This window comes from Streptomyces sp. AV19, assembly GCF_015999245.1.
Lineage (GTDB): Bacteria > Actinomycetota > Actinomycetes > Streptomycetales > Streptomycetaceae > Streptomyces.
Window position 1 is genome coordinate 1 of the sequence record NZ_JAEAMR010000063.1, and the last position, 1799, is coordinate 1799.

General features: G+C 68.2%; 1 protein-coding gene. It reads left to right on the forward strand.

Annotated elements, in window-relative coordinates; genetic code table 11:
• The coding region (locus tag I5Q34_RS33170) for a beta-ketoacyl synthase N-terminal-like domain-containing protein (protein WP_199896214.1) at positions 1 to 1799 on the forward strand (1799 nt) is incomplete at both ends.

Genomic DNA, 1799 nt, shown 5'->3' on the forward strand with positions numbered 1-1799 from the left:
CTCCTCAACACCATCCCACCCCAACACCCCCTCACCACCGTCATCCACACCGCAGGCATCAACTTCGGACTCGCCGTCGCGGACACCACGCCCGCGGACCTCGAACACGCCGCCGCCGCAAAGGCCGTAGGCGCCTCCCACTTGCACGATCTCCTTCAGAACCACGACACGCTCAAGCACTTCGTACTGTTCTCCTCCGGGGCGAGCGCCTGGGGAGGTGCCGGTCACGGCGCCTATGCCGCAGCCAACGCCTATCTCGACGCACTCGCCGTCCATCGCCAGACACAGGGGCTCCCCGCCACCTCCATCGCTTGGGGCGCCTGGGACGGCGAGGGCATGTCGGCCGACGAATCAACTCACACCTATTTGCGGAGTCGGGGTCTGTCGCCCATGGACCCGGAGCTCGCACTGGCAGCACTCGAGCAGACTCTCAGCGCCCGTCCCCGGATGAACACCGTTATCGCGGACATCGACTGGGCGACCTTCGCCCCCATCTTCACCTCTCAGCGGCCGAGCCCGCTGATCGGCGATATCCCTGAAGTCCGACGAACCTTGGAGCCGATTCCGGCCGACGCTCCCGCGGTCGCTTCGGCCGGCTCCCAAAAAACCACCGAGCACTCACTGCGAAGTCGGCTCGATCATCAATCACCGACAGAGCGCCATCACACCCTGCTGAAGCTGATCCGCAGCCATGCGGCCGCGGTTCTCGGGCGCACCGGCGCCGAAGACATCGCAGCAGACCGGCCGTTCAAGGAGCTGGGGTTCAACTCGCTGGGCTCGGTTCAGCTTCGCAACCAGCTGGCCGCCTCGGTGGACGTGTCCCTCGCCCCCACTCTCGTCTTCGACTACCCGACCCCGGCCGCGCTGGCCCGACACCTCGAAGAGGCTCTGCTGGGCACAAGGGCCGAGGCCGAGCGGGCCGAGCCCTGCCTGTCCGCGCCCGCTTCGGCCGACCGGGTCGACGAGCCCATCGCCATCGTGGGGATGGCGTGCCGGTATCCCGGTGGAGCAGTCACCCCGGAGGCTCTCTGGGACCTGCTCATCTCCGGCACCGACGCGATCGGCGAGTTTCCCACGGACCGGGCATGGGACATCGACCGGCTCTACGACCCCGACCCGGACCATCCCGGTACGTGCTACACCCGGCAGGGCGGCTTCCTCTACGACGCGGGCGACTTCGATCCGGAATTCTTCGGGATCAGTCCGCGCGAGGCGTTGGTCATGGATCCGCAGCAACGCCTGCTCCTGGAGGCCTCGTGGAAGGCGTTCGAGGACGGTGGCATCGATCCGGCTTCGCTCCGCGGGAGCCGCACCGGCGTGTTCACCGGGATCAACGTCCAGGACTACGCAGCCCACGTGCGATTCGCGCCGGAGGAAGCGGCCGGTTACGCGCTCACGGGCAGTTCCGGAAGCGTGGCCTCCGGGCGCATCGCTTATACGTACGGTCTCGAAGGTCCAGCGGTGTCCGTGGACACGGCGTGCTCGTCATCCCTGGTCGCCCTGCACCTCGCCGGTCAGGCGCTGCGCGCCGGAGAGTGTTCGCTGGCCCTGGTCGGTGGCGTCATGGTCATGTCCACTCCGGCGACGTTCGTGGAGTTCTCGCGGCAGCGGGGGCTGGCTCCGGATGGTCGGTGCAAGGCGTTCTCGGCGGCGGCGGACGGCACCGGATGGGGCGAAGGCGTCGGCATGCTCCTCGTCGAACGCCTCTCGGACGCCCGACGCAACGGCCACCACGTACTCGCCCTCGTACGCGGCAGCGCCATCAACCAGGACGGAGCCAGCAACGGCCTCACCGCACC